General features: G+C 63.9%; 20 protein-coding genes. 13 read left to right on the top strand and 7 right to left on the bottom strand.

Annotation, left to right across the window (positions count from 1 at the left end; translation table 11 throughout):
* Positions 1–67 precede the first annotated feature (67 nt).
* From OKB81_RS03805 to OKB81_RS03795, 3 genes are all read left to right on the top strand, one after another.
* Positions 68–205, top strand: a complete 138-nt coding sequence (locus tag OKB81_RS03805; protein ID WP_010674054.1) for a hypothetical protein — start codon at positions 68–70, stop codon at positions 203–205.
* A gap of 113 nt (positions 206–318) precedes the next feature.
* Complete coding sequence (locus tag OKB81_RS03800) at positions 319–858, top strand: recombinase family protein (RefSeq protein ID WP_043851304.1); 540 nt, start codon at positions 319–321, stop codon at positions 856–858.
* Positions 859–927: 69 nt separating this feature from the next.
* Positions 928–1,494 carry a hypothetical protein gene (locus OKB81_RS03795; RefSeq protein WP_043851305.1) on the top strand — a complete coding sequence of 189 codons (567 nt, stop codon included), beginning with the start codon at positions 928–930 and terminating at the stop codon, positions 1,492–1,494.
* Between the two features lie 533 nt (positions 1,495–2,027).
* Here the strand turns inward: OKB81_RS03795 and OKB81_RS03790 are convergent.
* A complete protein-coding gene (locus OKB81_RS03790; RefSeq protein WP_270805127.1) occupies positions 2,028–2,297 on the bottom strand; it encodes a hypothetical protein in 270 nt (89 codons plus the stop codon).
* Positions 2,298–2,582: 285 nt separating this feature from the next.
* Between OKB81_RS03790 and dcuC the strand changes: the two genes are divergently transcribed.
* Together dcuC and OKB81_RS03780 are read left to right on the top strand one after the other, a co-directional pair.
* A complete protein-coding gene (gene dcuC, locus OKB81_RS03785; RefSeq protein WP_119196835.1) occupies positions 2,583–3,959 on the top strand; it encodes a C4-dicarboxylate transporter DcuC in 1,377 nt (458 codons plus the stop codon).
* A 140-nt stretch (positions 3,960–4,099) separates the two neighbouring features.
* Complete coding sequence (locus tag OKB81_RS03780; RefSeq protein ID WP_124813947.1) at positions 4,100–5,239, top strand: M20 family metallopeptidase; 1,140 nt, start codon at positions 4,100–4,102, stop codon at positions 5,237–5,239.
* Between the two features lie 70 nt (positions 5,240–5,309).
* Here OKB81_RS03780 and OKB81_RS03775 read toward each other — a convergent pair whose 3' ends face one another.
* The 3 genes from OKB81_RS03775 to asnS all read right to left on the bottom strand — a co-directional run bounded on the left by OKB81_RS03775 (position 5,310) and on the right by asnS (position 9,132).
* Entirely contained in the window at positions 5,310–5,966 is a 657-nt protein-coding gene (locus tag OKB81_RS03775; RefSeq protein WP_010674060.1) for a hypothetical protein, read from the bottom strand.
* Positions 5,967–6,090: 124 nt separating this feature from the next.
* Positions 6,091–7,434, bottom strand: a complete 1,344-nt coding sequence (locus tag OKB81_RS03770; RefSeq protein WP_124813852.1) for an anaerobic C4-dicarboxylate transporter — start codon at positions 7,432–7,434, stop codon at positions 6,091–6,093.
* A gap of 297 nt (positions 7,435–7,731) precedes the next feature.
* Complete coding sequence (gene asnS, locus OKB81_RS03765; RefSeq protein ID WP_119196832.1) at positions 7,732–9,132, bottom strand: asparagine--tRNA ligase; 1,401 nt, start codon at positions 9,130–9,132, stop codon at positions 7,732–7,734.
* A gap of 251 nt (positions 9,133–9,383) precedes the next feature.
* Between asnS and OKB81_RS03760 the strand changes: the two genes are divergently transcribed.
* Entirely contained in the window at positions 9,384–9,668 is a 285-nt protein-coding gene (locus OKB81_RS03760) for a hypothetical protein (RefSeq protein WP_270805126.1), read from the top strand.
* On the opposite strand, the gene OKB81_RS03755 is transcribed toward OKB81_RS03760, so the two are convergent.
* Positions 9,656–10,477 (bottom strand): HAMP domain-containing protein, encoded by an 822-nt coding sequence (locus tag OKB81_RS03755; RefSeq protein WP_119196830.1) that lies wholly within the window; start codon positions 10,475–10,477, stop codon positions 9,656–9,658. The two genes, OKB81_RS03760 and OKB81_RS03755, sit on opposite strands and share 13 nt — an antisense overlap.
* A gap of 135 nt (positions 10,478–10,612) precedes the next feature.
* Positions 10,613–11,887, bottom strand: coding sequence for an adenosylmethionine--8-amino-7-oxononanoate transaminase (bioA, locus tag OKB81_RS03750; RefSeq protein ID WP_270662115.1), 1,275 nt, complete (start codon positions 11,885–11,887; stop codon positions 10,613–10,615).
* A 193-nt stretch (positions 11,888–12,080) separates the two neighbouring features.
* On the opposite strand from bioA, the gene bioB reads away from it, so the two are divergent.
* The 5 genes from bioB (at position 12,081) to htpX (ending at position 16,930) form a co-directional block, all read left to right on the top strand.
* Positions 12,081–13,169: a biotin synthase BioB gene (bioB, locus tag OKB81_RS03745; RefSeq protein WP_270805125.1), complete on the top strand. Its 1,089-nt coding sequence runs from the start codon at positions 12,081–12,083 to the stop codon at positions 13,167–13,169.
* Positions 13,166–14,362, top strand: a complete 1,197-nt coding sequence (bioF, locus tag OKB81_RS03740; RefSeq protein WP_119196827.1) for an 8-amino-7-oxononanoate synthase — start codon at positions 13,166–13,168, stop codon at positions 14,360–14,362. The genes bioB and bioF overlap by 4 nt, the downstream gene beginning before the upstream one ends.
* Positions 14,352–15,155: a malonyl-ACP O-methyltransferase BioC gene (bioC, locus tag OKB81_RS03735; RefSeq protein ID WP_160836876.1), complete on the top strand. Its 804-nt coding sequence runs from the start codon at positions 14,352–14,354 to the stop codon at positions 15,153–15,155. Before bioF ends, bioC begins: the two co-directional genes overlap by 11 nt.
* Positions 15,156–15,263: 108 nt before the next feature.
* Positions 15,264–15,944: a dethiobiotin synthase gene (gene bioD / locus OKB81_RS03730; protein WP_141116465.1), complete on the top strand. Its 681-nt coding sequence runs from the start codon at positions 15,264–15,266 to the stop codon at positions 15,942–15,944.
* A 113-nt stretch (positions 15,945–16,057) separates the two neighbouring features.
* Positions 16,058–16,930 (top strand): protease HtpX, encoded by an 873-nt coding sequence (htpX, locus tag OKB81_RS03725; RefSeq protein WP_160836874.1) that lies wholly within the window; start codon positions 16,058–16,060, stop codon positions 16,928–16,930.
* Between the two features lie 80 nt (positions 16,931–17,010).
* Here the strand turns inward: htpX and OKB81_RS03720 are convergent, their stop codons facing one another.
* Positions 17,011–18,813, bottom strand: coding sequence for a hybrid-cluster NAD(P)-dependent oxidoreductase (locus OKB81_RS03720; RefSeq protein WP_160836872.1), 1,803 nt, complete (start codon positions 18,811–18,813; stop codon positions 17,011–17,013).
* A gap of 350 nt (positions 18,814–19,163) precedes the next feature.
* On the opposite strand from OKB81_RS03720, the gene OKB81_RS03715 reads away from it, so the two are divergent.
* On the top strand, positions 19,164–20,810 hold the full coding sequence (locus OKB81_RS03715; protein ID WP_160836870.1) for an NAD(P)-binding protein: 1,647 nt from the start codon (positions 19,164–19,166) through the stop codon (positions 20,808–20,810).
* Positions 20,807–24,382 carry a pyruvate:ferredoxin (flavodoxin) oxidoreductase gene (nifJ, locus tag OKB81_RS03710; protein WP_270805124.1) on the top strand — a complete coding sequence of 1,192 codons (3,576 nt, stop codon included), beginning with the start codon at positions 20,807–20,809 and terminating at the stop codon, positions 24,380–24,382. The genes OKB81_RS03715 and nifJ overlap by 4 nt, the downstream gene beginning before the upstream one ends.
* Positions 24,383–24,402: the final 20 nt, after the last annotated feature.

The raw sequence follows: 24,402 nt of genomic DNA, 5'->3' as shown, positions 1-24,402 counted from the left end.
AGGAGAATCCCATGGAATACATCACATCTGGCCCCTTGTCGGGAGCCATCCAGCAAGGAGAAGGCGTATGAATGAGCAGCAAGGAAACCCGTTACTGAAAGCGTTGGAGGCGGCACTGCTGGCAGCCTTGGGCGTCCTCATTAAGGAGGCCGTCAACTCGATGCAGACACCGCCGCCCCCGCCGAAGGAGCCGGACGCTCAATAGACCATGCCCGTGTGACAGACCGGAAGCCCCCCCGGCAACCCCTGTCACACGGGTTGGTTTTCGAGTTTTGACACGTTTTTCTTGCAGGGTCTTGAGCCTATTGGGAGGCCATCATGGCAATCATCGGGTATGCCCGTGTCTCGACCACGGGGCAATCGCTGGAGCAGCAACTGATAGCTCTGGCGGAGTGTGAAAAAGTTTTTCATGAGCAGGTCAGCGGTAGCAAGACGGATAGGCCGCAACTACAGGCGATGCTCGAGTTCGCCCGGTCTGGGGACGTGCTAAAAGTCACCAAGTTAGATCGACTCGCTCGAAACACTAGGCACTTGCTGGAGATCACAGACCAGCTACACGCCAAAGGGGTAACATTGCAGATCCAGAATTTGGGCATCGATACGGCTACCCCGACAGGTAAGCTGATGTTGACCATGATCGGAGCTATCGCCACGTTCGAGCGGGAAATCATGCTGGAGCGTCAGGCGGAAGGGATTGCCTTGGCTAAGGCAAAAGGGGTCTACAAGGGCCGAAAGCCGACCGCGATGGAGAAGCGGGACGAGGTGCTGCGTCTTCTATCGCAGGGCATCGCTAAGGCATCAGTGGCAAAGCGGTTGGGTATCAGTGTGTCAAGTGTTCACCGGATACTGCATACATAACCATACTGCTATTATTTGGTGAGGGAAACCTCACTTTTAGCTAATCAAAACAATAATTTAGGGATGAAGATGAAAGCTGTTTTTGGGGCTGCCATGCTGGCAGTTGGATTAATAAGTGGGTGTGCGTCACTGAGTGAGCAACCATCCGGAGATGTGGTTGTTAAAAAAGACTCTTTCGAGGCGGAAAAGACAATAGTATCCGTAGATAGCATTCTGGGAATGGGTGAACAGTACAATTTGTTTATCAATCTGGAGTGGCATTCGGGTAGTAAGGATGTGTATCTGGACGCGATTTACCCTCAGATAGAGAATGTGGTAGCACTGAAAATCAATGCTGATGGTCAGATGATTGATGGGCGGGTTTGTAGTGCACATACAGACTTCGGAGCAACCGTCTACTCTGGTTTGATGTATGTATCTGTCCCTAGCTTTTCACTCCGTCGGTTCTGTATTTCTACGAAGGAATACGAAAAGATCGCTCAGTCTAAGCTTGTGAAGATGAAAGTCTCAACCTACACGAAGTACATGGTAGCTAGCTTCTCACCTGTAGGTAGCAAAGATGTATCCAACTCATCTACACATGCAAAAGCGTTTAGCGGGTTCACAACTGCGTTACGCCAGAATGGTGCTTTCTAATTGATTTTCCAAGCTTTAAGTAAATCAGTAAGCCTGTGGTTACCTCAGGCTTTTTTGTGGTTCTTCCATAATTAACCTCTCGCAGTTCTTGATGCCATAGAGGGTGGTGGCCATGGGGGATCCTTTGTCTGCGGGCCGGCGGCCCTGAAATCGTGCAAGGGCCCGATTCTGGCATTGTGGCCCCCCCATGGCAACGCTCATGGCCGGATGGGCTGGTTTTACCAGTCAGGCCGAGTGGAGAAGGGAGGGGCCGCGCACCAGCACACGCTGGTCTGGGACGGGATGCGCTGCGGTATCAAAGGGGGAGACCGGGGGCAGGAGGCCCTTATGCTGCACGCCTGGCCGGATAGGACGACAGGGGGCAGGGCGCCTCACAGGGAAGCACACCTGGCCGGATGGGGCCGCTGGGGCCGGGGAAGAAACGGCGGGGGCCAAAAACCAGAACGCGCCTGCTGGTCTGGGCACGTTCCGGATTCAGGGGGCGGCACTCAGTGCAGGGTGGTCCACTCGTGATCGAAGACCCGTGCCCGCTCTCAGGGGGCATCCGGCAGGCTGGAGGAGAGGCCGGCGTATTTGCCCACGTCATCCATCACGATGGCGGAGAGAATGGGCAGGTGATTTTCGGTGCAATACATGCGGATGCGTTGCAGCAGGGTACGCAGTTCATCCTGGCACTGCTCCAGCCCGGCCTGCCTGGCCAGTTTGGAGTAACGAATGGTGGTGCGTTCCTTTGCAGACTCGACGAGGATGTCCCACAGCTTGCAGTCGCAGGTCGGGGTGCCTGCGGTGGCTTGGTTTGTCATAACTCTCTCCGGTGCGAAATGGTCGCTCTGTGTCGACGGGCATCTTGGCCAGTTCACCCCGGCGGGATGTTGATCCAACGCAAACAAAGTGGCGGTTGTCGGTCAGGGATACCCTGGGGAGCATTCTAGATCCAGTTCTGTGATGTTAAATGTCGTTTTTAGTTTTATTTTTGGAATAAAAATCTACAAACGTTTGCTCTTTCCATCTTTATTGATGGTGATCAAGAGGAAAGGGGAGATCCACCACTAGATTGCGCTTCTCGATAATCTTGTCAGGAGTGCACCTTGGAACTCGTCTTCGTCTTGCTCGTGCTGATCGCCGTGGTCTACGGCATCATCAAGGATTACAACCCGCAGGCGGTGCTGGCGCTGGCGGGCATGGCCCTCTTCACCGTCGCCTACTGGCTGGGACTGCACCCCATTCTGCCCGCCGACAAGAGCACCGGCTTCGCCCTGTTCGACCTGTTCGAGGTGTTCAAGGGGATCTTCTCCTACCGTGCGGCGGGGCTCGGCCTCACCATCATGGCGGTGGCGGGCTTTGCCACCTACATGTCCCATATCGGCGCCTCCCAGGCCCTGGTGCGGGTGGCGGTCAAACCGGTGGCGGGCATCCAGTCCAGCTACCTGATGCTGGCCATCTGCTACCTGGTGGCGGTCTTCGTCTCCCTGTTCGTCACCTCCGCCACCGGCCTTGGCCTGCTGTTGATGGTCACCATGTACCCTGTGATGCGCAACCTCGGCATCAGCCCGGCTTCCGCCTGCGGCGTCATCGCCACCTCCCAGGCGTTCGAAATCGGCCCGACCCAGACCAACGCCATCTTCTCCGCCGGTCAATCCGGCATGGATCCCACCAGCTACTTCGTCGACTACCAGATCTGGCTGGTGGCCCCCATGCTGCTGGTGACCATGGTGCTGCACTTCTTCTGGCAGCGGCACTGTGACCGTCAGGAGGGCTGGGATCCGGCCCTGCATCGCGGCGAGCACGCGGAGCTTGACGAAAAAGGGGCGGACGAGGTGGCCGCGCCAACCTGGTACGGCCTGCTGCCCATCATCCCCTTCGTACTGATGATGACCTTCTCCAAGCTCCTGGTGACCAGCATCAGCGTCAGCGTGGAGGTGGCCATGCTGCTGTCGGTCTTTATCGGCATGCTGTGCGAGCTGCTGCGCACCCGCTCGGTGCGCACCGCCTTCGCGGGGCTGTCGAGCTTCCTCGACGGCATGGGCAAGGTGTTCGGCCCCGTGGTGGCGCTCATCGTCTGTGCCGAGCTCTTCGCCGAATCCCTCAAGGCCATCGGCGCCATCGATACCCTGCTGCACTCTGCCAGCAATGCCGGCATCGGCAGCGGCCTGATGACCCTGGTGATGGTGGGGCTCATCATGGTGGCGGCGGTCATCATGGGCTCGGGCAACGCAGCCTTCCTCAGTTTCTCCTCCCTGGCCCCCGCGGTGGCAGCCAAGTTTGGCGTGCCAGCGGTGACCATGCTGCTGCCGATGCAGCTCGCCTCGAGCATCGGCCGCACCGTCTCCCCCATCGCGGCGGTGCTCATCGCCTGTGCGGGCATCGCCAAGGTCTCTCCCTTCGTGGTGGTCAAGCGCACCAGCGTGCCCATGGCGGGGGCCCTGGTGACGGCGCTGCTCCTCAACTATCTGCTGTTCATGTAAAGGCTCTGGTGTAGTAGAGGCGGCGGCCAGTTGATCCACGCTGGCCGACCGCCGTTGACGAGACGGCGTCGAGTGCCCGCCCACTCTTATCGTTGCAAAAACAGTCTGTGTTTTACGCAGATTGTTCCATGGAGAAGACAATGAACGACCTCACGCGCCCGTTTTCCCTCGATACCTATCTGGCGGATCTCGCCCCGCTCATCAACCTCGACTGCGGCACCCGCACCCCGGCCGGGGTGGCCCGGGTCGCCGACATCATGACCGAGAAATATGAGGCCATCGGCTGGCAGGTGACCCGCCACCAGTTCGCCGCCGAGTGCGGCCCCTGCCTCGAGGCAACCAATGCCCCGGGGGCGGATCACTACGACGTCATGCTGGTGGGCCACATGGACACCGTCTTCCCCGAGGGGACGGCGGCCAAGCGACCGCTGAAAATCGAAGGCAATCAGGCCTTTGGCCCCGGCGTCTCGGACATGAAGAGCGGCCTGCTCTCTACCTGGTATGCCTTGAAAGAGCTGGACCCGGCCGTGCTGGCCAGGCTCAAGGTGCTGGTTTGCTGCAACTGCGACGAGGAGATTGGTTCCCCCTGGTCCAAAGCGTGGCTGGTGGAGCGGGCCAGACAGAGCGGCTGCGTGCTGGTGGCCGAGGCGGCCCGCCCGAGCGGGGATCTCATCAGCGCCCGCAAGGGCAATGCCAAGTACCGCATCACCTTCCACGGCAAGGCCTCCCATGCCGGTTCGGCCCTGGCACAAGGGATCTCCGCCATCACGGAGCTGGCCCACTGGGTGCTCGCCATCAACCAGCAGGTCAACATGGAAACCGGTACCACCATGAACGTGGGGGTGGTGCAGGGGGGGACCGGCGTCAACGTGGTGCCCGACTTTGCCGAGGCGATCGTGGATCTGCGCTTCTGGCGCAACGAAGAGGCGCAGGCGGTGCACGACCGGCTCACCTTCATGGCCAACAACCCCTTCCTCGCCGGTTGCCGGGTCGAGGTGGCGCGCCAGAGCTTCAAGCCCGCGATGCGCCCGAGCGGCGACACCGAGGCCCTGATGGCACTGGTGGAGGCGGCAGGCAGGGAGGAGGGAGTCCCTTTCACCTGGCTGGAGGCCGGTGGCGGCTCCGATGCCAATTTCACCGCGGCGGCCGGGGTGCCGTCCCTCGATGGCTTCGGCCCCATGGGGGGGGGCTTTCACTCGGAGGCGGAGTTCCTGCTGCTGGACAGCATCGAGCCGCGCATCCGCCTGCTTAAGCGGGTGCTGGGCAAGCTGGCCAACTAGGTCAACGTTAAGGACAAGCAAAACGGGAGGCCAGCGCCTCCCGTTTTTTATGTGTCGCCCTCGTGAGAGGTCATTCCTCGTCCTCCAGCAGATAGGCGAGGTGCTCCTGGCGCGCCACCTGCCAGTGGCCGAGTGTCAGCGGCGCCGCAAACCCGGGGCCGTCGGTCACCATGGTGTGGTACTCCCCCTGCTCGCCGCAGGCATCGAAGCCCCGGGTTGCCGCCAGTTGCTGCAGATCGCTGAGGGTGCCAGCATCGAGCCTGCGCCCCACCCACTCGGTGGCCAGTACCCGGGTATCGACGCAGGAGAGGTGGGCGACGATGCCGCGGGCCAGCATGTCCGCCAGCAACGCCTCGCGGGGTTGTTGCCAGAGCGGGGTGTGAACGGTGAGCCCCAGGGGGCGACAGCGCTCGCGGATCCAGTTCGGCGCGCCCCCCACGCTGTCGATGTCGCCGGTGACGACCCCATCGAGTTGCCACTCCTCTTTCAATGCCGCCAGGGCCCGTTCATAACCGAGATCGAACGGCGCTTCGATGGTGACCAGCCGATGGGGCAGTGCGAGGGCCGCCGCCTGACGGCGAACCTGTGACAGGGGATGGGCGAGAAAGCGGGGCGCTGGCGGGGCAAAGGTGATCAGGGCCACCACCTGATGGCCCGCTTCCCGGGCGTGGCAGAGGGCCTGCATGGCATCTTTGCCGCCGCTCCAGAGCAGGATGACGCGAGACATGGGGGATTTCCGCAAAGAAAAGAGGGGTCATGCTACCCAGAGTGGGGGGCGATGGCAAAGCGCGGGCCGGGGATGCGGGGATAAAAGCGGCTCCCACGGGGGAGCCGCTCGCACTGGGTGCCTGTTACAGCAGGATGCTGGTCAGGATGAAGCCCAGGGTACAGGAGGTCACCACCCCGATGAGGCCGGGAATGATGAAGCTGTGGTTGATGATGAACTTGCCGATGCGGGTGGTGCCGGAGCGGTCGAAGCCGATGCAGGCGAGATCGCTCGGGTAGGTCGGCAGCACGAAGTAGCCGTAGCTCGCCGGCAGGAAGGCGATCAGCAGCTTGGGTTCGACCCCCAGCGCCAGCCCCATGGGGGCGATGGCGGTCAGCGCCGCGGCCTGGCTGTTCACCAGCTTGGAGATGAGGAAGAGCACCAGGGCGTAGGTCCAGGGCTGGGCCTGCACCACGTGGGCCAGGGTCTCTTTGAGCAGCGGCATGTGGGCCTGGAAGAAGGTTTCGCTCATCCAGGCGACCCCGAACACGGAGAAGATGGCGACCATGCCCGCCTTGAAGACGGCACCGTTGGCGATCTCCCCCGGCTTGACCTTGCAGCGCATCAGTATGATGGCGCCGGCGATCAGCATCATCATCTGGATCACCAGGTTCATGGAGAGGGGGCCCGTCTTGTCCTTGATGGTAAAGACGGGGCGCAGTGCCTCATCAGCCCCCAGCAGCACCACGGCGGCGATGGCGGCGAAGAAGATCCAGGTCGACCAGTAGGCCTCTTTCGGGAACTTGGTATTGAGCAGGGTCTCGCCACCGCCGTAGATGAAGTCGCGCTGGGCGGGGTCCTTGATCTTGGCCTGGAACTCCTCGTCCTTGTCCAGATCCTTGCCGCGGCGCAGGCTCCACAGGGCCGCGACCATGACGCCGGTCAGGGAGGAGGGGATGGCCACCATCAGGATGTCGAGCAGACCGTAGGCCTGACCCACGCCGTGGGCCGCCGCCAGGATGGAGACCATGGAGACCACGGCCACCGACACCGGCGAGGCGCAGATGGCCATCTGGGAGGCAACGGAGGCCACCGCCATGGGGCGCTCGGGGCGAATGTTCTTTTGCAGCGCGATGTCGGCGATGATGGGGAACATGGTGTAGACCACGTGGCCGGTACCGCACAGGAAGGTGAGGGTCCAGGTGGTGAGCGGCGCCAGCAGGGTGATGTACTGGGGGTGGCGGCGCAGCAGGCGCTCGGCCACCTGCATCATCAGGTTGAGGCCACCGGCGGTCTGCAGGGTGGCGGCGCAACCGATCACCGCGAGTATGGTCAGCATCACCTGCACCGGCGGTTCGCCCGGCACCAGGCCGAAGACGAAGGTCAGCAGGAAGAGACCGATGCCGCTGATGAGACCCAGCCCCATGCCACCAAAGCGGGTTCCCAGCAGCAAGCAGCCGAGTACCACCAAAAATTCCATCAAGATCATTCCATTACCTCGTGTGGTTGAATCCATGTCCCCATCGGCCAGGGCCCCGGGATCATCTGCCGTTATTTACCCCTTTAGGGAGTGATGTCATTCTGCCCTCCCTAAAGGGGTAAAAATTTGCGTTGCTTCAACAACTCGCCTTTTTCCGATTTAAGTGCATAAAAACTACGGCAGACTCGCTTTACCGGGGCCAAATCTGGTCCTGCTTCAGGGGCAATGGGAATACGAAGGGGAAACGACGGGCACAAAAAAGCCGACCCAGGGATCGGCTTTATGCGATTCGCGTGTTGTCCGCGATCAGAACTCGGCGGTACGGGGGGTACGCGGGAAGGGGATCACGTCGCGCACGTTGCCCATGCCGGTCACGTAGACCACCAGACGCTCGAAGCCCAGGCCGAAGCCGGAGTGCGGCACTGTGCCGTAGCGGCGCAGGTCGCGGTACCACCAGTAGTCTTCCTTGTTCAGGCCCATCTCGGCCAGACGGGCATCCAGCACCTCGAGACGCTCTTCACGCTGGGAGCCGCCGATGATCTCGCCGATGCCCGGGGCCAGCACGTCCATGGCGGCAACGGTCTTGCCGTCGTCGTTGAGGCGCATGTAGAAGGCCTTGATGTCTTTCGGGTAGTTCTTCACCACCACCGGGGACTTGAAGTGCTCCTCGGCCAGATAGCGCTCGTGCTCGGAGGAGAGGTCGATGCCCCAGGAGACCGGGAACTCGAAGCTCTTGCCGCAGTTCTTCAGCACTTCGATGGCGTCGGTGTAGTCAATCTGGGCGAAGTCGGAGGCAACGAAGCGCTCCAGACGGCCGATGGCGTCCTTGTCCACGTGCTGGGCGAAGAACTCCAGATCGTCGCGGCGTTCCGCCAGCACGGCGTTGAAGACGTACTTCAGCATGGCTTCGGCCAGGGCGGCGTTGTCTTCCAGGTTGGCGAAGGCCACTTCCGGCTCCACCATCCAGAACTCGGCCAGGTGGCGGCTGGTGTTGGAGTTTTCGGCGCGGAAGGTCGGCCCGAAGGTGTAGACCTTGGACAGGGCGCAGGCGTAGGTTTCGACGTTCAGCTGGCCGGACACGGTCAGGAAGGTCTCCTTGCCGAAGAAGTCCTTGTCATAGTCCACCTTGCCTTCGGGGGTGCGCGGCAGGTTTTCCATGTCCAGGGTGGAAACGCGGAACATCTCGCCGGCCCCTTCGGTGTCGGAGGCGGTGATCAGCGGGGCCGCGATCCAGAGGTAGCCCTGTTCGTGGAAGAAGCGGTGAATGGCCTGGGAGAGGCAGTTGCGCACCCGGGTCACGGCACCGACGATGTTGGTGCGGGCACGCAGGTGGCCCTGCTCGCGCAGGTACTCGATGCTGTGGCGCTTGGCAGACATGGGGTAGGTGTCCGGATCTTCGACCCAGCCCACCACCTTGACCTCGGTGGCCTGCAGTTCGAACGCCTGGCCGCTGCCCTGGGACTCGACCACGGTGCCGGTCACTTCGACGGAGCAAGCTGTGGTCAGACGTTGCACTTCATTCTCGTAATTGGCCAGGGTATTGGGGGCGACAGCCTGCACCGGATGGAAGCAGGAGCCATCGGAAACGGCCAAAAATGAGATCCCCGCCTTGGAATCGCGGCGGGTCCTGATCCACCCTTTCACAGTCAGGGTGGTGCCGACCGAATACTTACCGGCCAGCACATCAACTACGGATGCGTGCGTCATCGAAATATTGTCTCCAGCTTGTTCTTGCAGCGCTATTTGCAACACTAGGGGTCTGGCCCGGGCGCAGTTGGCCCACCATGGCAGACTAAGCCGTTCATCTTACCCGCGCAGGTTTGATAAACAAGCAAAAATGTCGGACCCTTGCGGGGATTTCCCCATGCATCGTGCATGGATCATGGCGGCTGGACGGGGGTGAGGGTGAAGGAGCGCAGGCGGGGGCCGGATGGCTGGATACGGGTGTTGCAAGGCTTGTGATCCTCTGCTGGGGCGGCTTTGTCGCCCTGCTCTCCCTCTATCACTTCGCCCGGCCAGAGGTGGCTTACGGCTTTCTGGTCTATGGGGGCGTCAAGGTGCGCCAGAGCTGGGATCCCCTGCTTACCCCCTGGCTGGAGCGCGGGCTCTGGGGTTGCTGCCTGCTGACCCTGATGGTGCTGGCCCGTGGCCGCAGCCGTCGGCAGGAAGATGCCCGCCACGTCAATCTCTTCATCCTGCTGCTGATCCTGGTGGCCTGCCTGCTACTTTACTACCGGGGCTGAGGGCCGTCGCCGTCATCCAGCTCCTGAGAGGCGGGGCGCTTGCCTATCTGGCGCTCCACGCTGTCGAGCATCTGGTTGTAGGCGAGCGCCACCCGGCCAATCTCGTCCCCTTCATCCCCCTCCAGCCTGTGGCCGAAGTCGTTGCGATCGGTGGCCTCCTCCATGGAGCGGGTCAGCTGGTTGAGGGGGCGGACTATCCAGGTGCGGATGACCCAGAGGGTGAGCAGGAGTCCCAGCCCGAAGATGAGGGTGAGGCTCAGGGCCGAGGTGAGGATGTTCTGCTCCACCCGGGTAAACAGGGTGTCGAGGGAGTAGTCAAAACGCACCGCTCCCAGTACGGTGTTTTCCGGCACCTGGTGGCAGCTGGTGCAGTCGGTACCGCGAAAATCCTTTCTGGCCAGCAGCGGGCGGGTCACCACCAGCCGGCTGTGCATGCCCTCATGCTCTACCTCCAGGCTCCCCTTGCCCGCCAGCGCCAGGGCATCGTACCTGTCCTTCGGGGCCTCGACGTCACGGCCCGGCCCGTACTGCTTGTTGACCGCCGCCCCGCGCACGATGCGGGCATCTTCCACGTGGGCGTGATGGAGAAACTTGGCGCGCAGAGTATCGCGGGCGTCCATCTTGCCGGTCAGCATCAGCATGTTGAGGCCGTCGAAGTAGGCCTCGGTCTGCTCGCGGCTCTGTTCCTTGATGAGGGTCAGGATGAGGTCACGCTCGCGCACCGCCTGATAGGCCGCGGAAAACACCAACACCATGGAGAAGATGAAGAGCAGGAAGAAGTTGATCTTGGCAGCAATGGAGAGGCGCATGGGACTGGTACATCTGTTGGGTAAAACCCGCGCAGTCTACTCTCCTCGCCGGACGGGTTTTGGTGTCTTGCTCACATTCTGATGAAAAAGCGCCGAAAGGCCCTGCGTTCTCATGCAGGGCCCGTTCAACCGGACTCAATATTCGCCGCTGGTGATGGCCTCGTGGATGGCGCCGGTCAATACCCGCAGCTCTTCAGGGGTGATGACGAAGGGGGGCATCAGGTAGATGAGCTTGCCAAAGGGACGGATCCAGGCGCCCAGCTCCACGAACTTGCGCTGGATGCGCGCCACGTCCACCCGCTCCTTCATCTCCACCACCCCGATGGCGCCGAGCACCCGCACATCCGCCACCGCCGGGTGCAGGGTCAGCTCCACCAGTTCGGTTTTGAGTTGGTGTTCGATGGCTTGCACCCGCGCCTGCCACGGGGAGGCGAGCAGCAACTCGATGGAGGCGTTGGCCACCGCGCAGGCGAGCGGGTTGCCCATGAAGGTGGGGCCGTGCATGAAGACGCCCGCCTTGCCGTCACACACGGTGCGAGCCACATGCTCGGTTGTGAGCGTGGCCGACAGTGTCAGGTAGCCGCCGGTGAGCGCTTTGCCCAGACACATGATGTCGGGGCTGATGCCGGCCCAGTCACAGGCAAACAGCTGGCCGGTGCGGCCAAAGCCGGTGGCGATTTCGTCGGCAATCAGCAGCACGCCGAACTCGTCGCACAGGGCGCGCACCCACTGCAGGTAGCGGGGGTGATAGAAGCGCATGCCGCCCGCCCCCTGGACGATGGGTTCGAGCACGATGGCGGCAATTTCCTCGTGATGATCCGCCACCAGGGTGGCCAGCTCCACCACGCTCTGCTCGTCCCACTGGGCGTGGAAACGGCAGCTGGGCGCTTCGACGAAATGGTGTTCGGGCAGGAAGCCCTGGTAGAGCTCGTGCATGCCGCCATCGGGATCGCACACGCTCATGGCGCCGAAGGTGTCGCCGTGATAGCCGCCCCGAAGGGCAACGAATTTGGCGCGGGGCGTCCCTTTGGCATGCCAGTACTGCTGGGCCATCTTGAGGGCCACCTCCACCGCCACCGAGCCGGAATCCGCCAGAAAGACCCGATCCAGCCCCTTCGGGGTGATCTCCACCAGTTTGCGGCAGAGCTCGACCGCCGGGGCATGGGTCAGGCCGCCAAACATCACGTGGGACATCTTGCCGAGCTGGGCGGCGGCGGCCGCGTCCAGTTCCGGCACCTGATAGCCGTGAACGCAGGCCCACCAGGAGCTCATGCCATCCACCAGCTCGCGCCCGTCCGTCAGGGTGAGGGTCACCCCTTTGGCGCTGGCCACTTCATAGCAGGGCAGGGGATGGGTGAGGGAGGTATAGGGGTGCCAGACGTGGTGCAGGTCGAATTCTTGATTGGTCATTTTATGTTCTGTTGTCAATTGATTTGATCTGGTCGGTGTTGACAGTCTACGCGTGCTCTCTACACTAGCCAACAATTTCAGCCACTTGGCTTCGCGCACGCCCTGGCGTCGCGCTGTCCAGCTGGCGGGTCTTGCGGCGAACGCTCTCTTGAGCGCGGCGCAGGATCCCACCAATAACAACCGGAAGCCATGTATGAATGCTCTCACCGCGGGTGCCCACGCCCTTCGTCACGACTGGACCCTGTCCGAGGTTCAGGATCTCTTTGCCCTGCCATTCAACGATCTGCTGTTCCAGGCCCAGACGGTGCACCGCGCCCATTTCGACCCGAACGAGGTGCAGGTAAGCACCCTGCTCTCCATCAAGACCGGGGCCTGCCCGGAAGATTGCAAATATTGTCCCCAGAGCGCTCGCTACCACACCGGGCTCGAGACCGAGCGGCTGATGGAGGTGGAAAAAGTGCTGGAGCGGGCCCGGGAGGCCAAGGCCAACGGCTCGTCCCGCTTCTGCATGGGGACGGCCTGGCGCAACCCGAAAGAGAAGGACATGCCCTATATCCTGCGCATGATTGAAGAGGTGCGCGGGCTCGGTATGGAGACCTGCATGACGCTCGGGATGCTGACCGCCGATCAGGCGGCGCGTCTCGGGGCTGCGGGGCTCGATTACTACAACCACAACCTCGACACCTCGCCGGAGTTCTACGGCGACATCATCACCACCCGCACCTATCAGGACAGGCTCGACACCCTGGAGCATGTGCGCGGCGCCGGCATGAAGGTCTGCTCCGGCGGCATCGTCGGCATGGGGGAGCAGGCGAAAGATCGGGCGGGCCTCTTGATGGCGCTCGCCAACCTGCCCCGCCACCCGGAGAGCGTGCCCATCAACATGCTGGTCAAGGTGAAGGGGACGCCCCTGGAGAACCAGGAGAACCTGGACCCGTTCGAATTTATCCGCACCATCGCCGTGGCGCGCATCATGATGCCGGCCTCCCACGTGCGCCTCTCCGCCGGGCGGGAGAAGATGAATGAGCAGATGCAGGCCATGTGCTTTATGGCCGGGGCCAACTCCATCTTCTACGGCTGCAAGCTGCTGACCACCCCCAATCCGGACGAAAACAGCGACATGCAGCTCTTCAAGCGCCTCGGCATTCGCCCCGCCCAGCGGGCCCAGAAGCCGGATCAGGTTCAAGAGGAGGAGCTGCTGGCCGAGGTGAACCGCCAGAGCGAGCCGAGCGAACTCTTCTACGATGCCACCCGTTCCCGCGCAGATGTCCTCCGTCCATGATGACGCCCGTTGTTATCGGCCCCTTTGCCCTGGGGGAGGCGCTGGCCGAGCGTGAACAGGCCACCCTGCTGCGCCGACGCACCCCGGTGGATGTGGCGAACGGCGGGCGGATCCGGGTCGGGGGGCGCGATTACCTCAATGTCTCTGGCAACGACTACCTGGGCCTTGCGGGTCACCCCGCCATCAAGGCCGCCTTCACGGCGGGGGTGGCGCAATATGGCGCGGGGGCAGGCGCCTCGCCCCTGGTGACTGGTTACAGCCGCGCCCACCAGCAGCTGGAAGAGACGCTTGCCGACTGGCTCGGCGTGGAGGCGGTGCTGCTGTTCAACTGTGGCTTCTCCGCCAATCAGGCGGTGCTCAAGGCCCTGCTCGGCAAGGATCACCTGCTGTGGCAGGACAGGCTCAACCACGCCTCCTTGCAGGAGATGGGGAGCCAGCTCCCCTGCAAAATGAAGCGCTTCGGCCACAACGACATGGCGGCCCTTGAGCGGCTGCTTGAGCCAAACCGGGGCCTGATCGTCTCGGAAGGGGTCTTCAGCATGGACGGGGATCAGGCCCCCTGGGCTGAGCTGGCCACACTCGCATCCCGAAGCGGCAACTGGCTGATGATTGACGATGCCCACGGCCTCGGCGTGCTGGGTGCCGAGGGGCGCGGCACCCTGGCGGCCCAGGGGGTGAACCCGGCCAGCGTGCACATCCAGATGGGGACCTTCGGCAAGGCGCTCGGGGTGGCCGGCGCCTTTGTGGGCGGCAGTCGCGAGCTGGTGGAGTACCTGGTCAATTTTGCCCGCCACTATGTCTACAGCACCCATATGCCCCCCGCCCAGGCGTGCGCCGTGCGCCAGAGCATCGAGCTGGTACGCGTAGCCAACGAGGCCCGTGCCCACCTGGCTCGCCTTGTCGCCCGGTTCCGGCAGGGGGCGCAGGCGCTCGGCTGGCGGCTTGGGGCAAGCGATACCCCCATCCAGCCGCTGCTGGTGGGGGAGAGCGTCGCTGCCCTGCAACTGGCCGAGCGCCTGCGGGAGTGCGGTGTCTGGGCCGGTGCCATCCGCCCGCCCACGGTGCCGGTCGGCACGGCGCGCCTTCGCATCACCCTGTGCGCTGCCCATGGCGAAGATGACGTGGATCGCCTGCTCGAGGCCCTGGGGCCCAGCCCATCCACTGACGAGAGAGGGGGCGCCCATGGTGCATGAGCGTTTCCAGTCGGTCGACAAGGCACAGCTCGCCCGCCGCTTCGGGGCGGCGGCCCGCCACTACGACGCCCACGCCCGCTTCCAGCAGGAGGTGGGGCAGTCGCTGCTGGCGCGCATGGACGAGGGGGGCGTGAAAGAGGTGCGCTCAGGGGTCGGGCTGGATCTGGGCTGCGGCACCGGTTTCTTCCTGCCTGCCCTGGTGCCGCGCTGTGAGACGCTGACCGGGCTGGATCTCGCTCCCGGCATGCTGGCCCAGGCGGCCCTTCGCGGCAGCGGAGCCCGCCTGGTGTGCGGCGATGCGGAGGGGCTGCCCTTTGCCGACCAGAGCCTGGACTGGGTCTTCTCCAGCCTGGCCCTGCAGTGGTGCGAGCGGCCGGCCCAGGCCTTTGCCGAGCTCAACCGGGTGCTCAAACCCGGTGGCCAGGTCTTCTTCTCGACCCTGCTTTCGGGGTCACTGTGGCAACTGCGGGAGGCCTGGCGGGCCGTGGATGGTCGTGACCATGTCAATCGCTTCCTGACGTTGCCCCAGTTGCAGCAGGCGGCCCGTGACGGGGGCTTCGAGGCCCCGGCGCTCTGCCCGCTGACCTGGTCCCTCGCCTACCCGGCGCTCAGCGGACTGCTGCGCGACCTCAAGGGGATAGGCGCGAGCCAGGTCAACGACGAGCGGTCTGCGGGTCTGGGTCATCGCCAGCGCCTGGTGCGACTGGGGGAGGCCTACGAGCGCCACCGTCAACCGGACGGCCTGCTGGCCGCCAGCTACGAGGTCTGCCTCGGGCGCCTGGTGCGGCGCTGACACAAAAAGACCCGGCGCACCCACCCCTTCAGCGGCAGGACGTGCGCCTGCCTTTCACCATGGATATCGGGGCGCCTCTGCGCCCCTGCACTGCATCGAGGAATCATCATGGGGACATCCTATTTCATCACGGGCACGGACACCGACGTGGGCAAGACCCTGGTGGCCCGCACCCTGTTGCTGGCGCTTGCCGCCAGAGGCATTCGCTGCGCCGGGTACAAACCGGTGTCGGCGGGCTGCACCCACACCCCGGAGGGGCTTCGCAATCTGGATGCCTTGCTGTTGCAGCAGGCGGCCACGGTTGCGCTGCCCTACGAGCAGGTCAATCCCTATGCCTTCGAGCCGCCCATCGCCCCCCATATCGCCGCCCGTGAGCGGGGGGCGAGCATCCCCTTCGAGGGGCTGTCCGCCGGCTTGCGGGAGATTGAGGGAGCTGGGGCCGATCTCGTCATTGTCGAAGGGGCGGGGGGCTGGTTCCTGCCGCTGGATCACCAGCGTCTGCTCTCGGAGTGGGTCGCCCAGGAGCGGCTGCCGGTGATCCTGGTGGTGGGGGCCAGGCTGGGCTGCCTCAACCATGCCCTGCTCACCGTCAGCGCCATTCGCCAGCAGGGGTTGACCCTGGCGGGCTGGGTCATCAACCGGGTGGATCCGCACATGAGCCGCTACGAGGAGAACCTGGACACCTTGAAAGCCATGTTGCCGGCCCCATTTCTGGGGGAGCTCCCCTTCGTGGACGCGGTGAATGAGGTGGATTTGCACCACTGTCTTGATGTGTCGCCCTTGCTCTGAGGCCAGACATTCAGCAAACATTCATCGAGTCTGTCTATTATCTGGGGCAAGTGTGGCATCGGTCGCCCTTGGGGCGCCCCGAACCATGCATCCATATCTCACAAGGAGTCAATATGAAGCGAATTATGCTATTCCTGGTGACCAACCTGGCCGTCATGCTGGTGCTGGGGGTGGTACTCAATATCCTGTTCTCGGTTCTGGGGATCAACAAGTCCAGCATTTCCGGTCTGTTGGTGTTCTGCGCCGTGTTCGGTTTTGGGGGTTCCTTTATCTCCTTGCTGATGTCCAAGTGGATGGCCAAGCGCAGCTATGGCGTCCAGGTCATCGAGCAGCCCCGCAACGAGACCGAGCACTGGCTGGTGAGCACTGTTGCCCGTCAAGCCCGTGAGGCTGGCATCAAGATGCCGGAAGTGGGGATCTACGACTCCCCCGAGATGAACGCCTTTGCCACCGGCGCCCGCCGTGACGACTCCCTCGTCGCCGTCTCCTCCGGTCTGCTCTACAGCATGAGCCGCGACGAGGCGGAAGCCGTGCTGGCCCACGAGGTGAGCCACGTGGCCAACGGCGACATGGTGACCCTGACCCTGATCCAGGGGGTGGTGAACACCTTCGTGATGTTCTTCGCCCGCATCGTGGCCGGCGTCATCAGCAACTTCTTCAGCTCCAACAACGAGGAAGAGAGCAGCAGCACCGGCGGTTTCGCCTACATCATCACCGTGTTCGTGCTGGAGATGGTGTTCGGCGTGCTCGCCTCCATCATCGTCATGTGGTTCAGCCGTCAGCGCGAGTTCCGTGCCGACGCCGGTGCCGCCAAGCTGGCCGGCCGCGACAAGATGATTGCCGCGCTCCAGCGTCTCGCCCGCGGTGCCGAGCCGCAGACGGAGGGTTCCATGATGGCGTTCGGCATCAACGGCAAGCGCTCCATGAGCGAGCTGTTCATGAGCCACCCGCCCATCGAGCAGCGCATCGCCGCCCTGCGTGGCTGATAGCCAGTCATCTAAAGAAAACGGCTGCCCTCGGGCAGCCGTTTTGCATTCCGGGGACAGGGTTTTGCCCCCCGATCACCCTATTTGATCACCAGATCCGTCAGGGGCACGGCGCAGCAGGCGAGGATCTTGCCCTCGGCCCGCTCGGCGGCGCTGATGGCGGGGGCATCGGGGTGATCCACCTCGCCCGAGACCAGGGTCTGCTTGCAACTGCCGCAGATGCCGGCACGGCAGCTCCAGGGCAGCTCTACCCCCTGCTTGTTGGCCTGATCCAGCACGGTGCCCTGGTTGTTGCCCGCAAACTCCCGCTCGCCGATACGCAGTTGCACCGCCTGATGGGGGCGGGCCACCGAGAGCAGGGCCCCGCCAAAGCTCTCCTGGCGGATGCGCCCGGCCGGTACGCCGAGGGCGGTCAGCCGGTTGGCTGCATCGGCCATGAAGCCGTGGGGGCCGCAGATGAACACCTCCCGTTCGGTGAGCTGCTTGACCTGTGCGAGGTGCTCATCGCCGAGTCGTCCCTTGAGCCCCTGCCAGTGCGCATCGGGCTGGCTGAGGATCAGGGTGAGGGTCATTCCCTGCTGCGCCATGGCGTGCAGCTCGCTGGCGGCAGGAATATCCGCCTCGCTGCGACATAGGTGCATGAAGTGGACGTCACCGAGCTCCCCCCGTAGTGCCAGAGTGCGGGCAATGGAGAGCATGGGGGTGACACCGGATCCCGCCGAGAGCAGCAGCAGCCTGCGCTCGGACCCTAAGTGAAACTCGCCGGCCGGGGGGGCGGCCAGCAGGTGATCGCCCACTTTCAGCTCATGGTGCAGCCAGGGGGAGAGGCGGCCATCGGCCAGCTTCTTGACGCTGATGCTGTAACGCTCGGGCCGCTCCGGCGTGGAGCTCAGGGTGTAGCGGCGTTGAACCCGTGTGTTTTTGATATCGAGGCTGATGGGCAGGTGCTGGCCAGGCAGGTAGTCGGGCAGGGGCTCGCCGTCGGCGGCCTCGAACCAGAAGGTTTCCAGATCCCGGGCCAGGGGTTCCCGGGCGACGCACACCAGCTCCCGCTTTTTCGGGGCCGCGTTGGGGTAGACCGGCGCCCGGGCCCGCTCCAGCACCTCGATCTCGCTGCCCGCTTCAATCCACCCCTCGTTCAGGGCCACCAGATTCTGGCCGAAATAGACCTCACCATCTTCGCCACGGCGGTAGCGGGTGAGGGTAGCCAGCGGCTCTTTCAGGGCATTGAAGCGCTCCGAGCCTGCTTCCACCGTGGTCATGATGCAGCGGCTGCACGGCTTGTCCACCCGAAACTCCACCTCGCCGATGCGGATCCGCTTCCAGCCATCCTCTTCGAAGGGGCGGGTGCCGCTTGCCACCAGGTTGGTACGAAACTGGCTTATCTGGTGCAAGGCATCGGATCTCAGGTTGAGATCCTCAAGGGAAGCCTGGCTGATGAGCAGCAAGGGGTAGCCGTCCGCAAAGCTCACCCGGGTGCCGGTCTTCTCCCGAAAACGATCGGATGCCTCCCCGAGCCAGAGCAGGCGCACCGGCTCCCTCGCCACCCGGCTCAGCCACTCATCGGCTTCTGGCCCGGTGTGCAGGGCGGTAAAGCGATCCCCCCAGACACCGGTGTGCTGAGGGGCGCGACTGAACGCCGCCTCCATGAGAGCAAGGGGGGGCAGACCCGGATAGCGCAGTTGCAGCCCCCCCTCGACGGGGGTGGCCACCACCTGCTGCAACTGGGGATGGGTGCGGGCGGTTATAAAGGTGCCATCCGGTTTGACCACCATGTAGCGGCGATCCCCGGCAAGTCCCTCCTGGGTCACCCGGGCGCGCTCCAGCGGCATGCCTGCCGTCGATTTGATGGGGTAGAGATGTATGCTGGCGAGGGTCGGCATGTCCTGGTCCTTGTGCTGTGGCGATTCCTGTGAAGAGGGGAAGATAACGATTCCTGTCCCGGGCGGCAATCTTCTCCTGCTGCCCACGTCGAGGGCGGCGAGGGGGCTCGGGCGACAGGCCCGAATGGCTGCGGGGTGTGACGAGGATCCGGTTGTGAAGGGGGCGACCCATAAAGCGCAACATTTATTGATCCTGATCCACCATGTCGTACAAAAAACGGCCCATTATCGGGCCAGCTTCCAGTTTCTGACGCTTTCGCTTCTTCCCTCTCCGGCCACCGTCTGCCCAGGCAAAACGGTATCAAGCGCATTCGGATGGGGCCTGTCACACAAAAAGAAGAAAGCAATGTATGAGCAAACAACTGGATATGACCCCACAGCCGGATCTCTCCCAGAAAACGGGAACAGGCCCGGTCCGTACCCGGCTGCCCGTCTGGCGGCCGGCCCTGCCACCTTGCAACCATGCCTGCCCGGCTGGCGAGAACATCCAGGCCTGGCTTGCCCTGGCCGAAGCGGGCCGCTTTGAAGCGGCCTGGCAGACTCTCATCGAAGAAAATCCCCTGCCTGCGGTCCACGGGCGGGTCTGCTATCACCCCTGCGAAACGGCCTGCAACCGTGCCCAGGTGGATGATGCCGTCTCCATTCACGCCATCGAGCGCTTCCTCGGCGACGAGGCGCTGGCCCGCGGCTGGCTGCCTGCGCCCCCCGCACCCGCCAGCGGTAAGAAGGTGCTGGTGATCGGTGCCGGTCCCTCCGGCCTCTCCTGCGCCTGGCACCTCAATCGGCTAGGCCATCAGGTGGAGATCCGCGAAGCGGGGCCGCTGGCCGGCGGCATGCTGCGCTTCGGTATTCCCGCCTACCGCCTGCCCCGTGACATGCTGGACAGGGAGGTGGCCCGCATCGTCGCGGCCGGGGTGACGCTGACTCTCAACCACAAGGTGGAAGACGTGCTCAAGGCGCGCGACGAGGGGGGCTTTGACGCCGTCTTCATGGCCATCGGCGCCCATCTGGCCAAGCGGGTCGATATTCCGGCCCGGGAGGCGGGCAAGATCCTCGATGCGGTGAGTTTCCTCGAGCAGGCCAGTCTTGCCGAAGAACAGGGCTTGCCACCGCCAAAACTGGGACGGCGGGTGGCCATCTACGGTGGCGGCAACACCGCCATGGACGCGGCCCGTACCGCCCGTCGCCTTGGGGTGGAAGAGGCGATGATCATCTACCGCCGCGACCGGGATCATATGCCGGCCCACACCTTCGAAGCCGATGAGGCCGAGGAGGAGGGGATCAAGATCAACTGGTTGCGCACCATCCGCCAGCTCGACAGTACCAATATCGAAGTGGAGGTGATGGCGCTGGATGCTGAGGGCAAGCCGGTGCCCACCGGCCAGTTTGAAACCCTCGAAGCGGACTCCCTCATTCTGGCGCTCGGTCAGGAGGTCGACCTCTCGGTGCTGGAGAGCATTCCCGGGGTACGGGTCAACAAGGAGGGGGTGGTGCAGGTCGGCGAGAACCTGATGACGGATGTGCCGGGTCTGTTTGCCGGCGGCGACATGGTGCCTTCCGAGCGCACCGTCACCATCGCCACCGGTCACGGCAAGAAGGCGGCGCGCCACATGGATGCCTGGCTGCGCGGTCGCCTCTACCACAAACCGCTTTCCTATTCATTGGTGGGGCCGGAGCAGTTGCAACTCTGGTTCCAGACCCACGCGCCCGCCAGCAGCCAGCCGGTCAAACCGGCGTGGGCGCGGGACGACTTTGGCGAGATCATCGGCGGGCTGGATGAGGTGGCAGCCCGCTACGAGGCGGCGCGCTGCTACTCCTGCGGCAACTGCTTCGAGTGCGACGGCTGCTATGGCAGCTGCCCCGAGCAGGCCATCGCCAAGTTGGGGCCGGGTCTGGGGTATCAGGTGGATGCCGAGCGCTGCACCGGCTGCGGTGCCTGCCACGACCAATGCCCTTGTCACGCCATCGAGCTGCGCCAACCGGAGGAGTCCCAATGAAACATGAACTGATCATGGTTGACGGCAACGAAGCCGCGGCCCGGGTGGCGTATCAGCTGAGCGAAGTGTGTGCCATCTATCCCATCACCCCGAGCTCGACCATGGCCGAACTGGCCGATGCCTGGGCGGCAGAAGGGCAGACCAACCTGTGGGGTAACATCCCTACAGTGGTGGAGATGCAGAGTGAAGGGGGGGCGGCCGGCACGGTACACGGCGCCCTGCAGGCGGGGGCGCTCGCCACCACCTTCACCGCCAGTCAGGGACTGATGCTGATGCTGCCCAACATGTACAAGATCGCCGGTGAATTGACTTCGGCGGTGTTCCATGTGGCGGCCCGATCCTTGGCGGCGCAGGGGCTGTCGATTTTTGGCGACCATCAGGATGTGATGGCGGCGCGCAGCACCGGCTTTGCCATGCTCGCCTCCGGCTCGGTGCAGGAGGCGCAGGACTTGGCCTTGGTTGCCCACAGCGTCACCTTGCAGTGCCGGGTGCCCTTTATCCACTTCTTCGACGGCTTTCGCACCTCCCACGAGGTGAACAAGATAGTCGCGCTGCACAAAGATGAAATTCGCGCCCTTATCGACAACGACTGGGTACGCGCCCACCGTGCCCGGGCGCTCAACCCGGATCATCCGGTGATGCGTGGCACGGCCCAGAACCCGGATACCTATTTCCAGTCCCGCGAGAGCGTCAACCCCTTCTACGAGGCGGTACCGGCGCGGGTGCAGCAGTGCATGGACAACCTGGGCGAGCTGACCGGCCGCCACTACCGGCTGGTGGAGTATCACGGCGCGCCCGATGCCACCGACGTCATCGTGCTGATGGGCTCGGGGGCGGCCACCGCCCGCACCACCGTGGATTGGCTCAACCGGCAGGATCGCAAGACCGGTGTGCTGGTCATTCGCCTCTATCGCCCCTTCCCGGTACAGGCGCTGCTTGATGCGCTACCGCAGAGCGTGTGGCGCATGGCGGTGCTGGATCGCACCAAGGAGCCGGGCGCCGGTGGCGAGCCGCTGCTGCTGGATGTGCAGAGCGCCCTTATCGACGGCTTGCAGCGCGGCCTTATCAAGCGGCTGCCGTGGCTCAGTGGCGGCCGCTATGGCCTCTCTTCCAAAGAGTTCACCCCCGCCATGTGCGCTGCCGTGTTCGAGGAGCTGGCATCCGATGCGCCGCGCCCGCGCTTTACCGTGGGGATAGTGGACGATGTGTCGGGCCTCAGTCTGGCCTGGCACCCCATCGGCGATCTGGAGCCCGCCAGCCGGGTGCGGGCGCTCTTCTTCGGCCTCGGTGCCGACGGCACCGTGGGCGCCAACAAGAACAGCATCAAGATCATCGGCGAGCTGGAGGGCTTCCACGCTCAGGGCTACTTCGTCTACGACTCCAAGAAGTCGGGCTCGCGCACCGTCTCCCACCTACGCTTTGGCCCCGAGCCCATCGACGCTCCCTGGCTTATCGAGCAGGCGAGCTTTATCGGCTGCCACCAGTGGGGCTTTGTCGAGTCGGTAGACCTGCTGGAGCATGCCGCCGAAGGGGCGACCCTGCTGCTCAATGCTCCCTATGAGCCTGACCGTGTCTGGGCCGAGCTGCCCGAGCGGCTGCGTGCCCGCATCCGCGCCCTCGATATCCGCCTCTACTGCATCGATGGGGATCGGGTGGCCGAGCGTAACGGTATGGGCAATCGCATCAACACCATCATGCAGACCTGCTTCTTCGCGTTGGCTGGCATCTTGCCGCGGGATGAGGCGATTGCGCTGATCAAGGAGAGCATCGAGAAGAGCTATGCCCGCAAGGGGCCCGAAGTGGTCGAGCGCAACTTCGCGGCGGTGGACGACACCCTGGCCCACCTCCATCAGGTGGCCATCCCGGCCGGTGAGGAGCAGATCAGCGACTATCCGCTGCCATTGGCGCCGGGTGGCAGCGAGTTTGTCCAGCGCGTCACTGGCGAGATGCTGGCGGGGCGCGGCGATTTGATCCCCGTCTCCATGTTGCCGGTGGACGGCACTTACCCCACCGCCACCAGCCGCTTCGAGAAGCGCGATATCGCCCGCGAGGTCCCGATTTGGCATTCGGATATCTGCATCCAGTGCGGCAACTGCGTCTTTGTCTGTCCCCATGGGGTGCTGCGGGCCAAGTTCTACCACCAGGACTGGCTGGCGAGCGCCCCCGAGGCCGCCCAGTCGGTGCCCGTCACCGCCAAGGGCTTCCCCGACAGCCGCTACACATTGCAGCTCTACCCGGAAGATTGCACCGGCTGCGGCCAGTGCGTGCAGGCCTGTCCGGTGCGGATCGGGGCAGATGAGAGCCATGAAGGCGAGCGCGCCATCGCCATGATGGACAAGGGGCCGCATCTGGCCGGCCAGAAACAGGCGCTCGGCTGGTTCGAGAGCCTGCCGTGGCCTGCCCGCGAGCGGGTGGATTTCTCCACCGTGCGCGGTGCCCAGTTCCTCGAGCCCCTGTTCGAGTTCTCCGGTGCCTGCGCCGGCTGTGGTGAGACCCCTTATCTCAAGCTGCTGACCCAGCTCTTTGGCGATCGCATGCTGGTGGCCAACGCCACTGGCTGCTCCTCCATCTACGGCGGCAACCTGCCGACCACGCCGTGGGCCAAGAACGGCGAAGGGAAGGGGCCGGCCTGGTCGAACTCATTGTTCGAGGACAACGCCGAGTTTGGCTTTGGTTTTCGCCTCACCGCCGATCAGCACCACGGTCAGGCGGTGGCCGCCTTGCAGGCGATGAAGGGAGAGATTGGCGCAGAGCTGGTCGAGACGCTTGTCAGCGCCCCGCAGCGGCTGGAGTCACAGATCCGCGCCCAGCGTACCCGGGTCGCCCAAGTGCGGGAGCGGCTGGAAGAGGTGAAATCCGGCAAGGCCCGCGAACTGCTCTCCTTGATTGATCAGCTGGTGCGCCGCTCGGTCTGGATAGTGGGCGGCGATGGCTGGGCCTATGACATCGGCTCGGCGGGGCTCGACCATGTGCTCGCCTCCGGCCGCGATGTGAACGTGCTGGTGATGGATACCGAGGTCTACTCCAACACCGGCGGTCAGATGTCGAAATCGACCCCGCTCGGCGCCGTCGCCAAGTTTGCGGCAGGGGGCAAGACGCTGGCCAAGAAGGACGTGGCCCTGCAGGCCATCGCCTACGGCAACGTCTATGTGGCCCGCATCGCCTTCGGGGCCAACCCGCAGCAGGCGCTGCAGGCCTTGCGGGAAGCCGAGGCCTATCCGGGCCCGTCGCTTATCATCGCCTACAGCCACTGCATCGCCCACGGCATCGACATGGAGCAGGGGCTGACCCAGCAAAAACGCGCCGTGGCCTCCGGTCACTGGCCGCTGATGCGCTACAACCCGGTACTGCGCAGCGCGGGGCAGAACCCCTTCAGCCTCGACAGCCTGCGCCCCTCCATCCCCCTCGCTACATACCGCCAGGAGGAGACCCGCTACCGGGTGCTGGCCCAGAGCCACCCACAGGAGGCCGAGCGACTGATGCAGGTGGCGCAACGAGTGGCGTGGCAGAAGTGGGCCACCTACGAGGAGATGGCCACCCGCGAGGCCAGCCAGTTCCATCCGCCGGTGTGATCATGGGATGAAACAGGTAT

This window comes from Aeromonas sp. QDB56 (assembly GCF_027705505.1).
In the GTDB taxonomy this organism is placed as follows: domain Bacteria; phylum Pseudomonadota; class Gammaproteobacteria; order Enterobacterales; family Aeromonadaceae; genus Aeromonas; species Aeromonas caviae.
This window is presented reverse-complemented; position numbering and strand designations above follow the sequence as displayed.